The sequence below is a fragment of the Psychromicrobium silvestre genome (assembly GCF_013408295.1).
Taxonomy (GTDB): domain Bacteria; phylum Actinomycetota; class Actinomycetes; order Actinomycetales; family Micrococcaceae; genus Renibacterium; species Renibacterium silvestre.
The window spans coordinates 756,497-778,480 of the sequence record NZ_JACBYQ010000001.1 but is presented as its reverse complement, the minus strand read 5'-3'; the positions used below and the strand labels follow the sequence as shown (position 1 = coordinate 778,480).

The window sequence follows — 21,984 nt, the reverse complement described above, 5'->3', positions numbered from 1 at the left end:
GTGCGATGTTGAGAAAACATCGCACCCCACCGGCGTTTGTCGATTTAGGCCTGAACGGACTCTCCAGCCTCGACCAGCACGACGTCGGCCACTGTGAGTTCGGTGCCTTCGCTAAGTGAGATTTCCCTCGCGTTCGCAGCAGCCCTGAGATCGCCTAGGCCATTTTGCAACTGCTTTAGCTGGTGGGCCGGTGCACTGATCCGAGCGCTAAGCACCTCCGTGCGTTGCTTCACCTTCGCTTCGGATTTCGCCTTACGGATACCGCTCAGTGCGATGCCCAGGGTGCCAAGCATTTGGGTGTCACCTGAGCTCGCGTCGAAGCTTTCCGGCCAAGCTGCCTGATGCACCGAGCCAGTGCGCCACCAGGACCAGACCTCTTCGGTGGCGAAGGGAATGAAAGGTGCAAACAACCGCAATAGGGAGTCCAGAGTGGTCGCCAACGCAGCCAACACGCTGGCCTGTTCTTCCGCACCGGCCGCACCATAGGCACGATCCTTAATGAGTTCAACGTAGTCATCGGTAAACGACCAGAAGAAGCTTTCGGTGAGCTGCAGGGCCCGGGCGTACTCGTAGGACTCGAAAGCCTGCGTGGCCTGCTTGATCACTCCCTCAAGTTGAGCCAGCAGTGCAAGGTCCAAGGGATTGCTTAAGGGTTCCGATCCCGGCTTAAGCACGTCGTGCTCGGTGGCACCTAAATTGAGCACGAACTTAGAGGCGTTCAGCAGCTTAATGGCCAGTCGGCGTCCGATCTTAATCTGACCGGTATCGAAGGCGGTATCCACGCCAAGTCGGGCCGAAGCAGACCAATAGCGCACCGCGTCCGCGCCGAACTGCTCCAGGGTTTCGGTGGGGACCACCACATTGCCCTTGGACTTTGACATCTTCTTCCGGTCCGGGTCTAACACCCAGCCAGAAATCGGAGCATGTCGCCAGGGAGTCGCATCCTGCAAGGCATCCGCGCGCACCATCGAGGAGAACAACCAGGTGCGGATAATTTCGTGAGCCTGCGGACGGACGTCAAAGGGAAAGACGTTGCTGAACAACTTCTTGTCGCGGCTCCAGCCTCCAACGATCTGTGGGGTTAGCGAGGAAGTCGCCCAGGTATCGAGCACATCGGGATCACCCGCGAAGCCACCGGGCTGATCACGTTGTTCCTCTCGGTACCCGGGGGCTGCTTCGGCCGCCGGGTCCACCGGGAGCGCTTCATCGGCGGGCAGAATCGGGTGATCGTAATCCGGCTCTCCCGAGGCGTCGAGTGGATACCAGACCGGGATCGGCACTCCGAAGAAGCGCTGTCGAGAAACCAACCAGTCTCCGTTCAGCCCTTCCACCCAGTTCTCGTAGCGAGCCCGCATAAAGGAGGGATGGAATTCCAACTCCTTACCGCGTTGGATCAACTTTTCCCGGCGCTCCGCGTCGCGTCCGCCATTGCGGATGTACCACTGCCGGCTGGTGACTACTTCTAGCGGCTTATCGCCCTTCTCATAGAAGTTCACCGGATGCACTATTGGTTTTGGCTCGCCGTCCAGATCGCCGCTTTCCCGGAGGAAGCCGACAATGCTCTCTTTGGCGCTGAACGTCGTCTTGCCCGCCAGCGCTGCATAGTGCGCCACGCCGTCGCCCGTGATCCAGTCCGGAGTCTCGGCAATAATCCGGCCGTCGCGGCCGACGATGGGCCGGGTGGGCAGTTGGAGTTCGCGCCACCAGGTGACGTCGGTCAGATCACCGAAGGTGCAGACCATGACCAGGCCGGAACCCTTGTCGGGCTTGGCCAGCGGGTGTGCCTTGACCTCAAGTTCGACGCCGAACAGCGGCGAGGTGACCTTGGTTCCGAAGAGTGCTTGATAGCGTTCGTCATCGGGGTGTGCCACCAGGGCCACCGCAGCCGGAATTAGTTCCGGACGAGTGGTCTCGATGTAGACCGGATCGCCCCCGGGGCGATGGAAAGCCACCCGATGGAAGGCGCCGGGGCGCTCCCGATCCTCAAGCTCAGCTTGTGCCACGGCGGTGCGGAAGGTGACGTCCCAGAGAGTGGGAGCTTCCGCCATATAGGCATCGCCGGCAGCCAGATTCGCTAGGAAGGCTCGCTGGCTGACCGCCCGAGAGGTGTTATCGATGGTGCGGTAGCTCAGGTTCCAGTCAACCGAGAGGCCCAGCGTGCTGAAGAGATCCTCGAAGACTTTCTCGTCATCTACCGCGAGTTCTTCGCAGAGTTCGATGAAGTTGCGCCGTGAAATCTGGATGAAGTCGCGCTCGTTCTTCGCCGGCTCAGCGGGCGGGGCGAAGTCCGGATCGTAGCCGATTGAGGGGTTGCAGCGCACTCCGTAGTAGTTCTGTACCCGGCGTTCGGTGGGCAGGCCGTTATCGTCCCAGCCCAGCGGGTAGAAGACGTTCTTACCGCGCATTCGCTGGAAGCGGGCGATCACATCGGTTTGGGTGTAGGAGAACATATGGCCCACGTGCAGGGAGCCGGATGCGGTGGGGGGTGGGGTGTCGATCGAGAAGACTTGTTCCCGGGAGGTTTCGGGGGAGAACAAGTAGGTTCCTTCGTCCCGCCAGCGGGCGGAGAGTTTGCTCTCCAGGCCCTCCAGGGCGGGCTTGTCCGGAACGTTGTTCTGATTTTCTGCGGGCGTGTCTGTACCCGAAATGTTTTCAGCCATACCCGATTGTTTCACGTCCCAGCCCCCTCACCCCACCCAGCCCTCTCTACCTCCGCTACCCAGTTATCCCACTGGATGTTAAGGAAGTTGCTGGAGTGAAGAAAAATCTAGGACACCAGTAACTTTGGCAACACTCAATGGGATAACTGGGAGGCGGGTTGTCCTCCACAGGGGTGGTTGTTGAGGGTTTTCCTCACATACGGGGCTTCGGGGCTGTGATCCTGCGACTGTTCTCGCGATGGTGAGGCATGGACGAACTTCAACGAATGATGGCTAGGAATTATGGAATTTGCCGGTTCAGTCATCTCCGGCGGTTAGGGCTAAATCGTTTCCAGATCAGAGATTTGGTCGATGCAGAAGTCCTTCGGAAAACTGCGCGAGGTACCTATTCGCTCCCTGGCGCGGACCCGGTGCTGGTCCGGGCTGCTGGGCTGAACGTTTCGGTTACGTGTGTGACGGCGGCGATCTACCACGAATTATGGGTACTACGAGCGCCAGCGCAGGTCCACGCGGTAGTTGATAAGGGGCGAAGCGTGCCCGGCTATGTGCTCCACCGAGGCCCCCGGAACTCAGCGCAATTGGTACTACCGGTTATTGAGACGGTGGTTCACGCTATGCGTTGCCTGCCGGAAATAGAAGCCTTGGTCATTGCGGAATCTGCGGTGGTTCGGCAAGAACTGGAAGTAGCGGAATTGTTGAGCAGGTTTGCGGGCGAGGCAGACCGGCGGATCAGAAGACTTATCAATTTGATTGAACCGAGCTCAGAATCACCGATGGAGTCGCTGGCACGAGTGCTGATGCTCGGTGCCGGACTCCGGGTGGAGGTTCAGAAGGCTATCTATGGGGTTGGTCGAGTCGATTTCCTGGTTGAGGGCGTGCTGGTGGTGGAGATCGATGGTTACGAGTTCCACTCTTCGAAAGCGCAGTTCGATAATGATCGACGGCGTCTCAATCAGCTAAGCAGCCGGGGAATACCGTTATTGCGGTTCTCCGGAAGGCAACTGAAGCTTGCACCGGAACAATTCCTGGAGCAAATCCGGGCAGCACTAAGCCAAATCAGCGCCGCGCCTTACCCAGTTATCCCACTGAGTGGTGCTGGTGGTGCAGATGTGACCGAAAACCGTTGACTTCCGTCACTTGCGTAACACTCAATGGGACAACTGGGTAAAACGAAGGGGGTTACCAGACTTTGATGACTTGGCCGGTCTCGATGCCTTCGATAGAGCGGACAAAGGCATTGGCGACGGCGGCGCCGGAGACGGGAACTGCGCCCGGGAATGCGGAAGCGTAGGCTTCCCAGGATTCCTCCAGAACGGTGGGGCTGACCGAGTTGATCCGAAGTCCACGAGGCAGCGCACCAGCGGCGTTGCGAACGAACCCGTCCACCACGGCATTGGCCACCGAGGCGGCAAGCCCATCCGGGACCGGGATCTCCGCCAGTATGCCCGAGATTAAGGTGATGGATCCGCCGTCGACTATCAGCGGGGTTGCAGCCTGCACGACGGCGATCTGACCGATGCCTTTATTGGTCACCGCGGTCGCAAAGTCCTCGGCGGTCAATTCGGCGAGAGGCTTGAAGGGGGTGCCACCGGCAGTGACCACAACGGCATCAAACTGTTCTCCGCGGTCCTGAGCAGCTCGGAAGAACGCTGAGACGGAACTCTGATCTGCAGTATCCAGCGCTGGGCTGCTGCTCCGGCTGACCCCAATGACCTGATGCCCGCGTTCCTTCAGCAATGATTCAACTGCCGAGCCGATGGTGCCCGAATTCCCGATCAATAAAATGCGCATGCTCGCTCCTCGATGAGATCTTTACCTTCTTTGTCCGCCAACCGGGATAACGGGTAAATAATTCCAAAGCTGCTACCACCCCGGCTAGGCTTGATACCGTGAACGCCCAGCTGAATAAACCGACCACAGATGTCCCGCAGCGTGCCCTGGTGACGGGAGCCAGCACCGGTATCGGTCAGGCCACCGTCCGTGCCCTGACCGCGCAAGGCTGGCAGGTTTTCGCGGTGGCCCGACGGGCGGAGCGCCTGGAGCGTCTTGCCGCCGAAACCGGGGCCATAGTGATTCCAGCCGATATTACCGAGGACGCCGATGTGGCTAGGATCTTGGCCGAGGTCACAGCGGGCGGCGGCATCGATACTTTGATCAATATCGCCGGAGGCGCACGCGGAGCCGAAAAAGTCGCCGAGGGTAAGAGCGAGGACTGGGACTGGATGTACCGGGTGAACGTGCTCGGCACCATGAAACTCACCCAAGCATTTCTGCCCATGCTGCGCGCCGAGCGGCGCGGCACCGTGCTGAATTTAACCTCGACGGCGGCGCTGGTCGCCTATGAGGGCGGCGCCGGTTACAACGCCGCCAAGTTTGCGCAGCGGGCGCTGACCCAGGCCTTGCGGTTAGAAGAAGTGGAACACAATCTCCGGGTGATCGAGGTGCTCCCCGGCATGGTGCAGACCGAAGAGTTTGCGCTGAACCGGATGGCTGGAAACAAAGAAGCAGCGGCCAAGGTTTACCAGGGCGTGGCCGCACCACTCACGGCTGAGGACGTGGCGGAAGTGGTTCGCTATGCGGTGACTTTGCCGCATCACGTTAACCTGGACGAGATTGTGCTCCGCCCGGTGGCTCAGGCCGCCGCCCATAAAGTCATTCGAAACGCGCGAGTCGAAGCCCAAGATTGAGAAAAGCTACGCATCCCATGGCTTAGACTTATTAGATCAGCGTTGACCCGGCTATCACCGGTGAGCTTCCGGAAGAACACCGGCCCCCGGGGCGGTCAGTAGAACCGGACGGGTAAGCCCGTAACAGCAGCAATGAGCGGTGCTCTGCCCGGCGTATGCCGAGCGGAACACAAGCGAGGTGGTACCGCGGGGTGGGTCCGAAACCGGACAAACGCCGTCCTTGCATCCTGAAGTCCGACCTACCGCAGGATGTCACGATGCCGCATTACCCGAAGTCTTCCTTTGGACCCAGCGCGGAGAACCACGCCGTTCCCGCCAGCGTTTCCTTCCCCAAACTCGAAGAGCAGATCCTCAAATACTGGGATGCGGACGGCACCTTCCAAGCGAGCATTGATCATCGCCCGGCGGGGGAGAACGGCTCCAATGAATTCGTCTTCTATGACGGCCCGCCCTTCGCTAACGGTCTGCCACACTACGGGCACCTGCTGACCGGCTATGCCAAGGATCTGGTGGCCCGCTACCAGACCCAGCGCGGCCGCCGGGTGGAGCGCCGTTTCGGCTGGGACACTCACGGGCTGCCCGCCGAGCTGGAAGCAATGAAGCAGCTCGGGATGACCGAAAAAGAAGAAATCGAGTCGATGGGCATCGACAAGTTCAACGATGCCGTCCGCGAATCGGTGATGAAGTACACCAAGGAGTGGCGCGAGTACGTGACTCGCCAAGCCCGCTGGGTGGACTTCGATAACGACTACAAGACGCTTAACGTCGACTACATGGAGTCGGTGATCTGGGCTTTCAAGCAATTGCACGAGAAGGGCCTGACCTACCAGGGCTTCAGGGTGCTGCCCTATTGCTGGAAGGACGAGACCCCGCTCTCCAACCACGAATTGCGGATGGACGACGACGTCTACAAGATGCGTCAGGACCAGACCGTTACGGTGAGCTTCCCGGTGTTGCCCAGCGAACTCGCTTTGAGCGAGGAGCTGGAGGGCGTCAATCTGATGGCCTGGACCACCACTCCCTGGACCCTGCCGACCAACTTCTCGGTCGCCGTCGGGCCTGAAATCGACTATGTCGTGGTGGACAACGGAACGCAGAAATTCCTGCTGGCCGAGGCCCTGCTGGGCAATTACGCTAAGGATCTGGGTTTCGAATCCGCCGATGCCGCCCAGGAAGCCGTGCTGAAGCGCTACCAGGGCAAGGAACTGGCTGGCCTGAAGTACCAGCCGCTCTGGGATTACTACACGGACGCCGAGAAGTGGGGTACCGGCACCAGTTGGCAGGTGCTGGTTGAGGATTACGTCACGACGACGGACGGTACCGGTGTGGTTCACCAGGCTTCCGCCTATGGTGAGGAAGATCAGCGTAGCAGCGAGGCTCATGGCATTCCGGTGATCGTCTCGGTGGATGAGGGTGCGCGGTTCCTGCCGATGTTCGGTGAAGGTCCACTCAGCGGCATCGTCGGCCTGCAGGTTTTTGAGGCGAATAAGCCGATCATCAAGGTGCTGCGCGAATCCGGCCGACTGGTCCGGGAAGCCAGCTACGAGCACAGCTACCCGCATTGCTGGCGCTGCCGTAACCCCTTGATCTACAAGGCGGTCTCCTCCTGGTACGTCCAGGTGACCCAGTTCAAGGATCGGATGATCGAGCTGAATCAGCAGATCAACTGGATCCCGGGCAATGTCAAGGACGGACAGTTCGGTAAGTGGCTGGAGAACGCCCGGGACTGGTCGATCAGCCGGAACCGTTTCTGGGGCAGCCCGATCCCGGTCTGGCAGTCCGACGACCCCGATTACCCGCGTACCGATGTCTACGGATCGCTCGCCGAGATAGAAGCCGATTTTGGCCGGTTGCCGTTGAACAAAGAAGGTCAGGTGGATCTGCATCGGCCATTCATTGACGAACTGACCAGGCCAAACCCGGACGACCCTCGGAGGGAAGGGGAAGGGAAGTCGACGATGCGCCGCGTCGAGGACGTGCTGGATGTCTGGTTCGACTCTGGTTCGATGCCCTACGGCCAGGTGCACTTCCCTTTCGAGAACGAAGACTGGTTCAACACCCATCACCCGGCTGACTTCATCGTGGAGTACATCGGGCAGACCCGCGGCTGGTTCTACATGCTGCACATCCTGGCCACTGCGATCTTCGACCGGCCCGCGTTCAAGAACGTGATCAGCCACGGCATCGTGTTGGGCTCGGACGGGCAGAAGATGTCGAAGAGCCTGCAGAACTACCCCGACGTTTCCGAAGTACTGGACCGGGACGGCTCGGACGCCATGCGCTGGTTCCTGATGGCTTCGCCCATCCTGCGCGGCGGCAATCTGATCGTCACCGAGCAGGGCATCCGCGACGGTGTTCGCCAGGTGATCCTGCCGCTCTGGAACGTCTATAGCTTCTTCACCCTTTACACCAATGCCGCTAATAGCGGTGCGGGCTACGAGGCGAAGCTGCGCTATGAAGGCTACTCGGACAGCCTGGACCGCTATCTGGTATCGAACACCGCCTCGATGGTGGAGGGGATGACCGCGGCGCTGGACAGCTACGAGATCTCCGATGCCTGTGATCTGCTCCGGGACTATTTGGACATGCTGACCAATTGGTACGTCCGGCGTTCCCGGCAGCGCTTCTTCGACGAGGACCAGGACGCTTTCGATGCCCTGTACACCGCGCTGGAGGCGCTCTGCCGTGTTGCCGCCCCGCTGCTGCCGCTGGTCACCGAAGAGATCTGGCGCGGGCTCACCGGTGGTCGCTCGGTGCACCTGAGTGATTGGCCGGCAGCTAAAGAGTTCCACGCCGATGCCGAGCTGGTCTCCGCGATGGAATCCATCCGCCGAGTCTGCTCGGTGGGTTCTTCTTTGCGGAAGGCCGCGAAGCTTCGGGTGCGCCTACCGCTCCAGGAACTGACCGTCGTCGTGCCTGCCGCTGCCTCACTGGAGCCTTTTGCCGACATCATCGCCGAGGAGCTAAACGTGAAGGCGGTCCGTTTCCAGGACGCGGCGGAAGCCTCACTTGCCGAATTCGGCATTGAGCAGCGGCTTGCCGTCAATGCTCGTGCGGCCGGCCCCCGGCTGGGCAAGGACGTTCAACTGGCCATCAAGGGTGCCAAGAGCGGCGACTGGTCGGTGCAGCAGAACGACGACGGCGAAGTGGTCACCGCAGGCGGTTTGGTACTGGAATCGGGTGAATACAGCCTGGAGACCGCAGTTTCCGAGTCCCAAGGTGGAAGCTTCTCGGTGGCATTGCTGCCCGGGGGCTTTGTGGTGCTCAACACCGAACTCACTCCAGAACTAGAAGCGGAGGGCGTGGCCAGGGATATGGTGCGCAGCATCCAGCAGGCTCGAAAGGATGCCGATCTACAGGTCAGCGATCGGATCGTGACCACCGTTAGCGCCCCGCAGAGCGTGGTTGATGCGCTCGAGGCCAACGCCGAGCTGGTACGTTCGGAGACGCTTTCGGCGCGGCTGGAGTTGGTACCGGGAGATGAAGAGATTGTCGTGACTGTAGCCCGTACTGCTTTCGAGGGTGCAAGCCAAGGAGCCCAAGCATGATTGACGAATACTCGGTGGAAAGCGTCTACGCGGATCTGCTTGCCCGGGCACCAGAGAACAAAATGGAGCCCCGAATGGCGCCCATGTGGCGTGCCATGGAGCTGCTGGGGGAGCCGCAGAAGGCTTATCCGGTGATCCATTTGACCGGCACCAACGGCAAGACCTCAACTGCGCGGATCATCGAGGCCGGGCTGCGGGCGCATAACTTGCGCACCGGACGGTACACCAGCCCGCACCTTTCGAAGGTGACCGAGCGGATTAGTATCGACGGCGAACCCGTTCCCGATGAGACCTTTGTGCGGATTTGGGATGAAATTCATCCCTATCTGCAGATTGTCGATGCCGAATTGGAAGCCGAGGGAGATCCTCGTCTGACCTATTTCGAGGCACTTACCGTGCTGGGGTTCGCAATTTTCGCCGATGAGCCGGTGGATGTAGTGGTGCTGGAAGTTGGTTTGGGTGGCATTACCGATGCCACGAATGTGGCCGATGGGACTGTTTCCGTGGTGACCCCAATTTCCCTGGATCACACCGATCTGCTTGGGGATACGCCGGGCGAGATTGCGCTGGAGAAGTCCGGGATCATCAAGGCCAGTGGTTTCCTGATCTCCGCCGCTCAGCCAGCGGACGCGGCCCAGGTGCTTTTGGAGAAGGCCCAGGAACTTGGCGTGCCTTACCGCTTCGAAGGCGTCGAGTTCGGGGTGCAGGAACGGTCTGTGGCGGTTGGTGGGCAGTTGCTCACCATTCAAGGCCTGGCCGGACGCTATCCCGATCTGCTGTTGCCGTTGCACGGCGCGCATCAGGCGGAGAACGCCGCCGTCGCAGTGGCCGCGCTGGAAGCCTTCTTCGGGGCAGGGGAGCGGGAACTTGAGGTGGAACTGCTGCAGGATGCCTTCGCCCTGGTGAGTTCGCCGGGCCGTTTAGAGGTTTTGCGCACAGCACCCACCGTGGTGGTTGATGCAGCGCATAATCCTGCGGGTATTAAGGTGACCGCCGAGGCCCTGCAGGAGGCTTTTAGCTTCAGCAAGTTGGTGTTGGTGTTGGGTGTGCTTCGGGAAAAGGACGCTATCCAGATTCTGGAGCAGCTCCGTGACTCACTGGGAGAGTTCGCCGAAGAAATCTGCCTGACTCAGTCGGATTCACCGCGAGCCATTCCAGCCGGTGAACTGGCCGAGTTGGCTCTGGATGCCGGATTCGAAGAACAGAACATCCACATCGCGGAGAAGCTGGACGAGGCGCTGGTCTGGGCGGTGGAGCGTGCGGAAGCACATGAGGACCTCTCCGGTGCGGTGCTGGTTACCGGTTCGATCACCTTGGTGGCTGAGGCTCGAATTCTGCTGGGGAAGGCCTGAGCATGTCGGACCAGAACTCGGCTGAGCAGGAGCCGGAGCAACATCAGCCTCGACAAACTCCGCTACGACAGACCAAGGCACAGCGTGAATGGCGTCCCGGAATGCCAAAGAAACGCCGCTCCACCCGAGTCATGTTCGCCTCAACGGTGCTCAGCCTGGAAGCCTTTGTCGCTTTCTTCGCCACCCTGGTGATTTTCGGTCTGCATTCCAAGGAAATTCCAGGCGCAGTTATCCTCATTGGTGGCCTGCTACTGAGTGTTGTACTGATTGGCACTTGCGCCTTTCTGAGCAAAAACTGGGCGAATTGGCTGGGCTGGGTGCTCCAACTGGTGTTGATCGCCCTGGGGTTCGTGGAACCGATGATGTTTGTGATCGGGATCCTGTTCGCCATCGCCTGGTGGTACGCGCTACGCACCGGCCGAAGGATCGACAAGGAGAACGCCCAGCGGGACGCGGAGCAGAAAGCCTGGGAGCTGGCGCATCCGGAAGAAAAACAGGCCTGAGCAGGCCTTAGACTAAAACAAATACCCTTTCGAGTCCTCCTAGGAGCACAATGAGCACTGAGCGCACCCTTGTCCTAATCAAGCCGGACGGCGTTTCCCGCAACCTCTCCGGAACAATTCTGGCCAGAGTGGAAGCCAAAGGCTACAAGCTTGCCGAGTTGAAGAAGACCGCGGCGAGCCGGGAGCAGTTGGAGGAGCATTATGCCGAGCACGTTGGTAAGCCGTTCTACGAGCCGCTGGTCGAATTCATGCTTTCCGGTCCTATCGTGGCCGCAATTTTCGAAGGTGAGAGAGTCATCGAGGCCTTCCGCTCGCTGGCCGGAGCAACCGACCCCGTTGTGGCCGCGCCCGGCACCATCCGGGGCGATTTTGGCCGCGACTGGGGGCTCAAGGTTCAGCAGAATCTAGTACACGGCTCGGATTCAGTGGAGTCCGCCGAGCGGGAAATCGCCATCTGGTTCTAAAGCATTGCCTCAGTGGCGAGTTACCTCAGTGACCCAGGAAATCCAAGGTCACTGAGGCAAAGCCGGAGGGGTTATCCAGCATTACATTGTGCCCGGCCCCGAGATATTGACGAGTTGAACCGTTGGGGAAAGCTTTCTGATCGGCGCTAGGTCAAAGTGTTCGACGTCGGCCCCGGTCCAGGAGCTGCGCGGCGGTTCCACTAAAAGCTTCGAAACTGTAAGAGTATTCCTCGGGCCGATCACTCAGGCCGAAACCCGGTAGGTCGATTAGCAGCTTGCGATACTTCGCTAGCCGAGGATCTGCACAGAACTCAGCGAAGTACGCCGTGGACATTGCCCCATAACCGTGCAGGAACACTAGGGTCTCCGGGCCTTCGCCAAAGTCTAAATAGCGCACGTACTGGCCTTGGGGTAACAGCGGCGCTCATTCGTAAGACGCCCACCGATGCGATTCGCCGGATTAGCTATGATCCGGATTCTCGTCCCGGAGTTTCAGCCTTATTAGATACCGCAGCGGTCTGCCTGGGGCTCAGCGCGCAGAGCTTGGCTGAGTCGATCGGCGACGGCGGGGCGGGGCGACTTAAAGCAGTGGCGACGGACGCTGTCAACGACTATTTCACCCCACTGCGGGCCCGACGGCGGGAACTCGCCCGACTGCCCGAAGTAGCCCTTGAGATACTGCGAAGAGGCAATGAACACGCCAATGAGCTTGCCGAGCAGACCCTGGGAGAGGTCCGTCAGGCGATGGGCATGGTGTACTGAACGGATTCTCTGGCCCCTGTCTGAGCACTGTCTGGCTGAGCTCAGGCGTTGCTGGCGACGAAGAGGTTGATGAAGCGGAAGAAAATGCTGGCGATCACGCACAGGTAGAGCACTCCGATGATGGTCCAGCCCCAGCTAGAGAGGAACTTCACCAAGCCAGCCGGTGCCGGGATCACCCCGTGCACTAGGTTCCGGATGGTGGTCCAGATAAAGAGTGGGATCATCATGGCCCACACCACCATGCACCAGGGGCAGAGGATGGCGATCACGTAGAGCGCCTGGAACCAAAGCCAGCAGATGAAAACCATGCCCAGGGTGACGCCGATCTGGAAGCAAATCCAGTACCAGCGGGAAAATTTAGCACCGGCTAGCAGGGACATGCCCACCACGAAGACCATGCCAAAGCAGACGATCCCGATGAATGGGTTGGGGAAGCCAAAGGCCGCGGCCTGCGGTTGTTCCATTACCTTTCCGCAGGAGACCAAAGCGTTGAAATCGCAGGAGAGAACAGCATTGGCGTTCCTGTAGAGCTCCAAGCGATCCAGTACCAGTGCGGCCGCCGCAATGAAGGAGACGAAACTAGTGATGAGCAACAGGACGGCGAAGGGGCGATCCCGGGTGAACCTGGGTTTTGCTGAGTCTTGGCTGCTGGGAACCTTGGAGGTTGACATGGGGCCGATTCTAACCTGTGAAACTGAACGCGGAACATAGCTTGTGCGGCGCTACCAGGAGCCCAGCTCAGGGTGTGAGAGAATGACAGTGGCTGAAGCTGTTCCACAAGCAGCGCTCAGTCCGACGGTTTGTTCCCTTGCTATCAGATGTTGATACAGACAGTATCCACTGGCCTAGGCGGGTACCAGCCGTTGGCGTTCCGGACATGCCGCACCCGCAGGACGGTGCCAGCTGGAGCGTAATCCACTGATTTCGGTCAATGCCTGCGGGTGTTGACAAAGGGCCCCCGTTGGCACCGATTGTGGCGGTGCAGCGAGGGGTGGAGCACAGCCATATATGGAAATTGAAGAAAACGAAGTAAGCAACGTAGCCGCTGTAGCTGAGCCTGTGGTCAAGAGGACCAGGCGCAAGACTTCAAAAACAGCGGACAACGAGGTAGTGGCTCCTGCGGAGTCCCCGGCCGAAGAGTCGGTGGAGCAGCCGGTCAAGCGGGCTAGGCGCTCGCCGCGGAGCAAAAAGGTCACGGAAGAAGCCGCGGTGGCCCAAGAGCTGCCCATTGCGGAGGCAGCCCCTGGGCTTGTGTCCGCCGAGGCGCAGCCCGCTGAGGCAACTACCGAGTCGACCACTGAGCCGGTAGAGGCCAAGAAACCGGCACGCAAGAGGCCTAGCCGCCGGAAGGCTGCGGTTGAGCCGGCCGAAGCTCCGGAATCGGAGTCCGAAGCCAAACAAGCCCCGGAAGCGGAATCATTGCCGGAAACTTCTGCGGAGCCGATGGCATCGCTATTCCTTGAACCGGTGGCTCCCGGATCACTACTCTTCCAAGCTCCGGATCTTTCCGTGGTGGCGGTTTCGCGGGAGAACACGCGGGAGAACACGGAGGATGCTAGCTCGGAAGACGAGGATGACGTTCGCGAGGAAAGCGGCCGTCGTCGTCGCGCCCGCGGTCGTAAGACTAAATCCGTTGAAGCAGCGGAGAGCGGTACTCAAGACGAAGCCGAGGATGCTTCCGATTCCGCCGAAGCTTCAGAAGGCACCAGCTCACGTCGCCGCCGTCGTCGCCGTCGTGGTGAAGCAGATCTGGAGCTCACCGGTGGTGGCGAGGATGATCCGCCCAACACGGTTACCAGGGTCCGTGCACCCCGGCCAGCCTCCGAACCCGCCTCCAACCGAGTCACTTCGGTTCGAGGATCCACCCGATTGGAAGCCAAGAAGCAACGCCGTCGTGAGTCCCGGGACACCGGCCGTCGCCGTCAGGTGATCACCGAGGCCGAGTTCTTAGCTCGCCGGGAATCGGTAGATCGGGTGATGGTGGTACGCCAGCGCGATGAACGGATTCAGATTGGCGTGCTGGAAGACGGCATCCTGGCCGAGCACTTCGTCTCTAAGACCCAACAGGATTCCCTGATCGGCAATGTCTACCTGGGCAAGGTGCAGAACGTACTGCCCAGCATGGAAGCCGCTTTCGTCGATATTGGCCGCGGCCGCAATGCGGTGCTCTACGCCGGTGAGGTCGATTGGGACGCCGCCAAGCTAGACGGACAACCGCGCCGGATTGAGCACGCGCTCAAGAGCGGGGACTCCGTACTGGTTCAGGTCACCAAGGATCCGGTGGGCCATAAGGGTGCCCGGCTGACTTCCCAGATTTCGCTGCCAGGACGCTACTTGGTGTACGTTCCGGGCGGCTCGATGACCGGTATTTCCCGCAAGCTTCCCGACGTGGAGCGCAACCGGCTAAAGCGGATTTTGAAGGATAACCTGCCGGAGAACGCCGGAGTGATTGTCCGGACCGCAGCCGAGGGTGCCAGCGAGGAAGAACTCACCCACGATATCAATCGGCTTCGTGCGCAGTGGGAGAATATCGAATCCAGGTCTAGCTCCACCAAGACGCTGGCTCCCGAGATGCTCTACGGAGAACCGGACCTCACCATCAAGGTGGTGCGCGACGTTTTCAATGAAGACTTCAGCAAGCTCATCATCTCCGGCGAGGATGCCTGGGACACTGTTGAAGCCTATGTCACCTATGTGGCTCCCGATCTGCTTGACCGCTTGCAGAAGTGGGAGAGTGGCGAAGACATTTTTGCTGTTCACCGGATCGATGACCAGATCGCTAAAGCCTTGGAGCGCAAGGTGTTCTTGCCCTCCGGTGGATCGCTCGTGATCGACCGCACCGAAGCGATGACTGTGGTGGACGTGAACACGGGCAAATTCACTGGCTCGGGTGGCAATCTGGAAGAAACCGTAACCAAGAACAACTTGGAAGCCGCGGAAGAGGTGGTGCGCCAGCTCCGTTTGCGGGATATCGGTGGCATTATCGTGATCGACTTCATCGACATGGTGCTCGAATCCAACCGAGATCTGGTCTTGCGACGCATGGTCGAATGCCTTGGCCGGGACCGGACCAAGCATCAGGTTGCCGAAGTGACTTCGCTGGGCTTGGTGCAGATGACCCGCAAGCGGATGGGCACCGGATTACTTGAAGTCTTCGGCGAGCAGTGTGAAGTTTGTGCTGGGCGAGGTGTGGTGACCCACGCCGAGCCGGTGGAACACCGCACCACTCATGCCGCCGCGGCGGAGCAACACCACCCGCGGAACGACTCTCCGCGGCCTAGTCGCAGCGAGAAGAAGCGCAATCGGAGTCGGCAGCAAACTCAGCCCGAGCCGGAAGTCGAGGAGCTGAGCGAGCAGGAGAAAGCCGCTAAGGCCTCGGCAGCTCGCGCAGCGCTGGCAAATATTGCTGCCGCCGCGATGGCAGCTCATCAGGATGAACCAGCCTCGGAACAGGCTTCAATGGAGCAGGCTGCGGCGAAGAAAGAGAGCCCTGCCTACTCTGCGGAGCTAGGCGCGGAGGAGGCCAGCACCGCGGTGTTGGCCTTTGGTGAGGACCTGGTCGAGTTACCGCACCGAGTTGAGTCTGACTCGGGTCCCTCACTGACCTTGGATTCGCTGAGTGATGTCTTTGAGCAGCTAGTTCCGGCAGCTGAACCAGCCAGTACGGAAGCTGCGCCTGCCCGCAAATCACGCGGACGGCGTCATCGGGCGGCCGGAAGGGCACAGGGTGCCGCCAATAGCAATGAGGTGCAAGCCATTCTCGGCGAGTCCACCGGTGCCGTGGTAGCCCCGGAACCGCAGGCTGCAGCGAAGACCAAGCCCGCCGCGCAGACGGCTAAGAAGAGTGCGAGCAGCGAGCCGATGATCCTTGGCGTAGGTGTTCCTGCCTCGGAGCTCTAGCTAGCTGCCATCTCCGAACCCCTGGCTCACCGAACCCGCCTTTGCCTTCCGGCGTGGCGGGCTTGGTGAGCCAACTGGCCCCCGGTAGACTTATTGAGCGCGGTTCGCCGGGCGTCACCCGGTGGCAATGAATTACCGCAGAATCCCCGCATTTGCAGGGGAGGGCCGCAGTAGCGTATTCTGGACTGTCGGTGCATTACGCCGTTGGTAGGTCATGTCTGAAGGCTTCAAAGCTTCTGGATTTTAAGACCTCAGGCGAGTGGCGCAGCGGAAAAGCATTCCGCACACAATTTTTGAAAAGCTAGAAATTAACGTCGAGAGAAGTGAGTTCCCCAGTGGTGTACGCGATTGTCCGCGCAGGCGGCCGCCAAGAGAAGGTTTCCGTAGGAGACTTCGTTACCCTGAACCGCGTCCCCGGTGGGGCCGGCAGCACCATTGAGCTGCCCGCCGTACTCCTGGTCGATGGTGAGAAAATCACCTCGGACGCCAAGGACCTGGCCAAGGTCAAGGTCAAGGCTGAGATCCTCGAAGATCTCCGTGGCCCGAAGATCGTCATCCAGAAGTTCAAGAACAAGACCGGTTACAAGAAGCGCCAGGGCCACCGCCAAGCGCTGACCAAGGTCAAAGTTACTTCCATCGCGTAAGCACCCAAGACTGAAGGCAGGCAAGAACAATGGCACATAAAAAGGGCGCAAGCTCCACTCGTAACGGTCGCGATTCAAACGCCCAGTACCTCGGCGTGAAGCGATTCGGTGGCCAGGTTGTTTCCGCAGGCGAGATCATCGTCCGCCAGCGAGGCACCCACTTCCACCCGGGCAACGGCGTTGGCCGTGGCAAGGATGACACGCTGTTCGCCCTGGAGGCCGGCGCTGTTGAGTTCGGCAGCCGTGGTGGCCGTCGTGTCGTCAACATCGTTGCTGCAGCGCAGTAATTTTCAACACTTTACGGTGGGGCGGGCCAAACGGCTCGCTCCACCGTTGTTTTTAAGTTGTTTCAACCAGCGCGTTCAGCGGGCAAACTAGAATGGAAGCCGATCCATCAACGGTAGATCGGCATTTCCAGTCAGGAGATTTCAGTGGCAAACTTCGTCGACCGGGTAGTGCTCCATGTCTCCGGCGGAACGGGTGGCCACGGCTGCGTTTCGGTTAAGCGGGAGAAATTCAAGCCACTGGGCGGGCCCGACGGCGGTAATGGCGGCAATGGCGGTGACGTCATCTTGCGCGTCTCGCACCAGACCACCACACTGCTGGACTATCACCATGCCCCGCATCGGCACGCCGGTAACGGCGGACCCGGAATGGGGGATTGGCGCGCTGGAAAACACGGCGAAACGCTGATCCTCTCGGTTCCGGACGGCACCGTGATCAAGACAAAGACCGGCGAAGTGCTGGCCGATCTGATGGGCGAAGGAACCGAGTACATCGCTGCTGCTGGCGGGCAGGGCGGATTAGGCAACGCCTCCCTCTCCTCGCAGAAGCGGCGGGCGCCTGGCTTTGCGCTGCTGGGCATCGAAGGTGATGAGCAGGACATTGTCCTTGAGCTGAAGAGCATCGCCGATATTGCCTTGGTCGGATTTCCCTCGGCCGGGAAGTCCTCGCTGATCGCCGCAATGAGCGCGGCTAGGCCCAAGATTGCCGATTACCCGTTTACCACCTTGATCCCCAACCTAGGCGTAGTAGAGGCCGGGGAGGTCCGGTTCACCATAGCGGATGTGCCAGGACTGATTGAAGGGGCCTCCGAGGGTAAGGGGCTGGGGCATAATTTCTTACGCCATGTGGAGCGCTGTGCAGCGCTGGTGCACGTTTTGGATTGTGCAACCCTTGAATCGGACCGTGACCCGCTTTCCGATTTGGCGATTATCGAAGCCGAACTCGAAAAGTACGCCGTCGATATGAGCTATGCGGGGGCCGATGGGGAAGTGGTGCCGCTCAATCAGCGGCCCAAGCTGGTTGCCTTGAACAAGATTGATACCCCCGATGGCAAGGAAATGGCCGAGTTTGTCCGCGGTGAGCTAGAAGAACGCGGCTACCGGGTGTTCGAGATCTCGGCTATCTCCCATGAAGGCTTGCGCCCGCTCTCCTTTGCAATGGCTGAACTAGTCACGGCCGCCAGACAGCAGCTTGCGGTGGAACCGGTGACGGTAACCCCAACGGTGCTCCGGCCGCGAGCGGTCAATCGCAAACAATTCATCATCCGCCCCGAAGAACGCAATCTGGAGCCTTTATTCCGAGTGCTGGGGGAGAAGCCCGTCCGCTGGGTCAAACAAACCGATTTCACCAATGAGGAAGCCATTGGCTACCTGGCTGATCGCTTGGCAAAGCTCGGCGTAGAAGACGAGTTGTTCAAGAGCGGTGCCAAGCCCGGAGACACCGTGGTGATCGGCGAGGACGGCAAGGACGCCGTGGTCTTCGACTGGGAACCCACCATGATGACCGGCGCCGAATTGCTAACCGGCCCCCGCGGCACAGATCTGCGGTTTGCTGATCTGGGCGATCGCCCAACCCGAAGCGAGAAACGCGAGGAATACCAGGAGCGCCGGGACGCTAAAGCTGCGGCTCGCGCGGAACTGGAAACAGAGCGTAAAGCCGGTATCTGGACTGAGTCCGTTTCGGCCAGGCGATCCGGGGCTGTTCGCGAACAGTCCGATAAGCACGCTTCAGCTCAGGACGGGGAACTGCTGGACAACGGTGATGAAGGCTGAGCAGGTAGCCGGCCGTGAAGCGCTGGCGACCGCAGCCAGGATTGTGGTCAAGGTTGGCTCCTCCTCACTGACCTCGGTGAACGGGGGGATCTCCGAGCGAGCCTTGGAAGATCTGGTTAAGGTGCTCGCCGAGCGCAGTAACCGGGGGACCGAGATCATTTTGGTCTCCTCGGGTGCCATCGCTGCCGGGCTAGCACCCTTGGGTTTGGCCAGGCGCCCCAAGGACCTGGCCACCCAGCAATCCGCGGCAAGTGTTGGTCAGGGCCTGCTGATGGCACGCTATACCGAGGCTTTCGGAGCTCATGGAGTAACGGTGAGCCAGGTGCTGCTGACCGCCGATGATTTGACTAGGCGGACTCAGTACGCCAACGCTTACCGGGCGATGGAACGCTTGCTACACCTTGGCGTGCTGCCCATCGTCAATGAAAATGACACCGTGGCAACCCACGAGATTCGCTTTGGCGATAACGATCGACTGGCGGCGTTGGTGGCTCATCTGGTCAAAGCAGACGCCATGTTGCTGCTTTCCGATGTGGACGCGCTCTACGACGGTCCGCCCTCCGAAGGTTCCCAACGGGTAGCGCAGATAGCCGAACCGGCCGAACTCGAGGGGCTCAGGATCGGCTCCACAGGTAGCGCGGGTACCGGAACGGGTGGGATGGTCACCAAGGTCCAGGCCGCCAGCATCGCGGCCGGGTTCGGTACGCCTGCCCTAGTTACCTCCGCAGCCAATGCCGCTCGAGCCCTAGCCGGTGAGGACGTCGGAACCTGGTTCAGTATGCACGGGGTGCGCCGACCAATCCGCCTGCTCTGGCTCGCGCATCTGGCTAGCACGCACGGTTCGCTGACTCTCGACGACGGAGCGGTGCGTGCCATCCGGGAGCGCCACAAGTCGCTGCTGCCAGCCGGAATCAAAACGGTGAGCGGGGATTTTGAGGCTGGGGACGCCGTCGAACTCCTGGATTTACAAGGAAAGATCTTTGCCCGCGGGCTGGTGAATTACGACGCCGCGGAATTACCTAAGATGCTCGGCCGGCGGACCAAGGAACTCGCGGCCGATCTGGGCAGCGACTATCTGCGCGAGGTAGTGCACGTGGATGACCTGGTGTTGCTCTGAGGATTCCCCGGCATGGGCGGCTCTGGATAGAATGGGACCATGACAGAGCTGATCGAAAACGCCGGTGCATCGCTTTCCGGCGAGGCGGAATCCTTGCAGACCGCCGTGCACGCGATCACCGATCGGGCGCGTAGCGCTTCGCGCCAGCTCGCCCGGGCCAATCGCGCTTGGAAAGATCGTGCGCTGCTAGCCATGGGCGCCGCTTTGCAGGCACATGAACAGCTCATCCTGAAAGCCAATAGTGCCGATCTTGAGCTGGCTCAAGCCGCGGGAACCAGTGCGGCGCTCATCGATCGGATGCGCCTTACCCCGGAGCGGATCAAGGCGCTCACCGCTGCCCTGGAGAATCTCGCTTCGCTGCCCGACCCGGTGGGTACCGTGGTGCGCGGACAGACCTTGCCCAATGGCTTGCGGCTCCGTCAGGTTCAGGTGCCCATGGGCGTGGTGGCAGCCATTTACGAAGCCCGCCCCAATGTGACCGTCGATATTGCCGGGCTGGCGCTCAAGAGCGGAAATGCGGTGATCCTGCGGGGTGGCAGCGCGGTTTCCCAGACGAATATTGCCCTGCTCGGGGTAATTCGCGATGCCCTAGAGGAAGTTGGCCTTCCCGCCGATGCGGTGCAGAGCGTGGACGCTTATGGGCGTGAGGGCGCCGCCGTGCTGATGCGCGCCCGTGGCCGCGTCGATGTGCTGATCCCGCGTGGTGGCCATGAGCTGATCCAGACCGTGGTGAATAATTCCTCGGTGCCGGTGATCGAGACCGGCGAGGGAAATGTTCATATCTTCATTGACCAGTCCGCTTCGGTGAGTTCCGCCGTCGAAATTCTGCTGAATTCCAAAACCCAACGGCCCAGCGTGTGCAATACCGTGGAGACCCTGCTGGTGCATGCCGGGTCTGCAGCCCTGCCTGCCGTCTTGACCTCGCTGAGCGCCGCCGGAGTCCGGTTGCACGCCGATGAGAGGGTACTGGGGCTGCTGCCAGCCGGGGTTCAGGCTGAGCTCGCTACCGATGATGATTGGGCCCGAGAGTATATGGGCCTGGAAATCGCGGTGAAGCTGGTGGATTCGATGGACGAGGCGATTGCCCATATCCGGCGTTGGAGCACCGGGCATACCGAGGCGATCCTCTCCAATGACCTCTCGAACACCGAGCGCTTTGTCGCGGAGGTGGATTCGGCGGCGGTGATTGTCAATGCCTCCACCCGGTTCACCGACGGAGGCGAGCTGGGGTTAGGTGCGGAGGTGGGAATTTCCACCCAGAAATTGCATGCGCGCGGGCCGATGGGCTTGAGCGAATTGACCACAACGAAGTGGATCGTGCATGGCGAAGGACAAGTTCGCGGCTGAGCCGCGTAACATATAGTCGGTAAACACTAAGGATCCATCCAGCCTAAGGATCCATAAGGGAGAGAGAAACATGCTGACCCAGCTCGTCGGAGTCGTTGCCACAGCAGCCAGCGAACACGAAGAACCAGCCCCACTGTTTATGCCTTTTTGGATGTTCGGGGTTTCGATTTTCGCCATTCTGCTGATTCTGATGCTCATCACGGCTTCTTTCACGAATCTGGGCAATCGCCATGAGGCGGTTGAAGAGCATGTAGATCCCAATAAGCAGCACACCAATAAGCACGATCACGGCGAGGCTAAGGCGTCCTCCCATCACTGAACAAGCCGCAGCGGTCGGCGAGAACAGGCGGCTCCGGCTTGGGGTGATGGGTGGTACTTTCGATCCCATTCACCACGGCCACTTGGTCGCCGCCTCCGAGGTGGCCGCGAGATTCGAGCTTGATGAGGTCGTGTTTGTGCCCACCGGGCAGCCCTGGCAAAAGACCGCCAGCTCCGGGCGGAGGGTCAGCGAGGCCGAGCACCGGTACCTGATGACGGTGATCGCCACCGCAGCCAACCCACGGTTCACGGTCAGCCGGGTAGATATTGAACGCCCGGGCTTGACCTACACCATTGATACCCTGCGTGATCTGCACAGGCTCCGTCCGGAAGCAGATTTGTTCTTCATTACCGGCGCGGACGCTATGGCTCAGATCATGTCATGGAAAGATAGTGATGAGCTCTGGTCGCTCGCCCATTTCGTCGGGGTGACAAGACCGGGCCATGTACTTGATGATGCCGGACGTAAAGATGTCAGTCTTCTGGAGGTGCCAGCGATGGCGATATCCTCCACGGACTGCCGCAATAGGGTCGCCTCACACCATCCGGTCTGGTATTTAGTGCCAGATGGTGTGGTGCAGTACATCGGGAAGTACGGTCTCTACCAAGACAAGCAAGAGTAGCC

General features: G+C 60.3%; 19 protein-coding genes. 15 read left to right on the top strand and 4 right to left on the bottom strand.

The genetic code is table 11. The features are described from left to right. Nucleotides 1-44: 44 nt before the first annotated feature. Nucleotides 45-2,660 (bottom strand): valine--tRNA ligase, encoded by a 2,616-nt coding sequence (gene valS, locus FHU41_RS03665; protein ID WP_179388270.1) that lies wholly within the window; start codon nt 2,658-2,660, stop codon nt 45-47. Nucleotides 2,661-3,004: 344 nt separating this feature from the next. Here valS and FHU41_RS03660 point away from each other — a divergent pair, with 344 nt between their 5' ends. Then, nucleotides 3,005-3,787: an endonuclease domain-containing protein gene (locus tag FHU41_RS03660; RefSeq protein WP_179388269.1), complete on the top strand. Its 783-nt coding sequence runs from the start codon at nt 3,005-3,007 to the stop codon at nt 3,785-3,787. Between the two features lie 52 nt (nt 3,788-3,839). Here the strand turns inward: FHU41_RS03660 and FHU41_RS03655 are convergent, their stop codons facing one another. After that, the gene (locus FHU41_RS03655; protein WP_179388268.1) at nt 3,840-4,451 is read right to left on the bottom strand and encodes a short chain dehydrogenase; all 612 of its coding nucleotides are present in this window, start codon (nt 4,449-4,451) and stop codon (nt 3,840-3,842) included. Nucleotides 4,452-4,549: 98 nt separating this feature from the next. Between FHU41_RS03655 and FHU41_RS03650 the strand changes: the two genes are divergently transcribed. The 5 genes from FHU41_RS03650 to ndk all read left to right on the top strand — a co-directional run bounded on the left by FHU41_RS03650 (nt 4,550) and on the right by ndk (nt 11,214). Next, nucleotides 4,550-5,347 carry an SDR family oxidoreductase gene (locus FHU41_RS03650; RefSeq protein WP_343046236.1) on the top strand — a complete coding sequence of 266 codons (798 nt, stop codon included), beginning with the start codon at nt 4,550-4,552 and terminating at the stop codon, nt 5,345-5,347. Between the two features lie 257 nt (nt 5,348-5,604). After that, nucleotides 5,605-8,895, top strand: coding sequence for an isoleucine--tRNA ligase (gene ileS / locus FHU41_RS03645; RefSeq protein WP_179388267.1), 3,291 nt, complete (start codon nt 5,605-5,607; stop codon nt 8,893-8,895). Beyond that, nucleotides 8,892-10,247 (top strand): bifunctional folylpolyglutamate synthase/dihydrofolate synthase, encoded by a 1,356-nt coding sequence (locus FHU41_RS03640; RefSeq protein ID WP_179388266.1) that lies wholly within the window; start codon nt 8,892-8,894, stop codon nt 10,245-10,247. Before ileS ends, FHU41_RS03640 begins: the two co-directional genes overlap by 4 nt. 101 nt (nt 10,248-10,348) lie before the next feature. Then, entirely contained in the window at nt 10,349-10,750 is a 402-nt protein-coding gene (locus tag FHU41_RS03635) for a DUF4233 domain-containing protein (protein ID WP_246279514.1), read from the top strand. A 50-nt stretch (nt 10,751-10,800) separates the two neighbouring features. Further along, a complete protein-coding gene (gene ndk, locus FHU41_RS03630; RefSeq protein WP_179388264.1) occupies nt 10,801-11,214 on the top strand; it encodes a nucleoside-diphosphate kinase in 414 nt (137 codons plus the stop codon). Nucleotides 11,215-11,365: 151 nt separating this feature from the next. On the opposite strand, the gene FHU41_RS03625 is transcribed toward ndk, so the two are convergent. Continuing rightward, entirely contained in the window at nt 11,366-11,611 is a 246-nt protein-coding gene (locus FHU41_RS03625; RefSeq protein WP_179388263.1) for an alpha/beta fold hydrolase, read from the bottom strand. 146 nt (nt 11,612-11,757) lie between these two features. Here FHU41_RS03625 and FHU41_RS03620 point away from each other — a divergent pair, with 146 nt between their 5' ends. After that, a complete protein-coding gene (locus tag FHU41_RS03620; protein ID WP_179388262.1) occupies nt 11,758-11,976 on the top strand; it encodes a tryptophan--tRNA ligase in 219 nt (72 codons plus the stop codon). A gap of 41 nt (nt 11,977-12,017) precedes the next feature. On the opposite strand, the gene FHU41_RS03615 is transcribed toward FHU41_RS03620, so the two are convergent. Further along, on the bottom strand, nt 12,018-12,647 hold the full coding sequence (locus FHU41_RS03615; protein WP_179388261.1) for a vitamin K epoxide reductase family protein: 630 nt from the start codon (nt 12,645-12,647) through the stop codon (nt 12,018-12,020). Nucleotides 12,648-12,984: 337 nt separating this feature from the next. On the opposite strand from FHU41_RS03615, the gene FHU41_RS03610 reads away from it, so the two are divergent. The 8 genes from FHU41_RS03610 to nadD all read left to right on the top strand — a co-directional run bounded on the left by FHU41_RS03610 (nt 12,985) and on the right by nadD (nt 21,982). Further along, nucleotides 12,985-15,876: an Rne/Rng family ribonuclease gene (locus tag FHU41_RS03610; RefSeq protein ID WP_179388260.1), complete on the top strand. Its 2,892-nt coding sequence runs from the start codon at nt 12,985-12,987 to the stop codon at nt 15,874-15,876. 335 nt (nt 15,877-16,211) lie between these two features. Continuing rightward, on the top strand, nt 16,212-16,520 hold the full coding sequence (gene rplU, locus FHU41_RS03605; protein ID WP_179389107.1) for a 50S ribosomal protein L21: 309 nt from the start codon (nt 16,212-16,214) through the stop codon (nt 16,518-16,520). Between the two features lie 29 nt (nt 16,521-16,549). Then, on the top strand, nt 16,550-16,807 hold the full coding sequence (gene rpmA / locus FHU41_RS03600) for a 50S ribosomal protein L27 (protein ID WP_179388259.1): 258 nt from the start codon (nt 16,550-16,552) through the stop codon (nt 16,805-16,807). A gap of 144 nt (nt 16,808-16,951) precedes the next feature. Next, complete coding sequence (obgE, locus tag FHU41_RS03595) at nt 16,952-18,577, top strand: GTPase ObgE (protein WP_179388258.1); 1,626 nt, start codon at nt 16,952-16,954, stop codon at nt 18,575-18,577. Continuing rightward, the gene (gene proB / locus FHU41_RS03590) at nt 18,567-19,694 is read left to right on the top strand and encodes a glutamate 5-kinase (protein WP_179388257.1); all 1,128 of its coding nucleotides are present in this window, start codon (nt 18,567-18,569) and stop codon (nt 19,692-19,694) included. Before obgE ends, proB begins: the two co-directional genes overlap by 11 nt. Before the next feature lie 39 nt (nt 19,695-19,733). Next, nucleotides 19,734-21,041 carry a glutamate-5-semialdehyde dehydrogenase gene (locus tag FHU41_RS03585; protein WP_179388256.1) on the top strand — a complete coding sequence of 436 codons (1,308 nt, stop codon included), beginning with the start codon at nt 19,734-19,736 and terminating at the stop codon, nt 21,039-21,041. Between the two features lie 70 nt (nt 21,042-21,111). Beyond that, nucleotides 21,112-21,360, top strand: coding sequence for a hypothetical protein (locus tag FHU41_RS03580; protein ID WP_179388255.1), 249 nt, complete (start codon nt 21,112-21,114; stop codon nt 21,358-21,360). Next, entirely contained in the window at nt 21,353-21,982 is a 630-nt protein-coding gene (gene nadD / locus FHU41_RS03575; protein ID WP_179389106.1) for a nicotinate-nucleotide adenylyltransferase, read from the top strand. Before FHU41_RS03580 ends, nadD begins: the two co-directional genes overlap by 8 nt. Nucleotides 21,983-21,984: the final 2 nt, after the last annotated feature.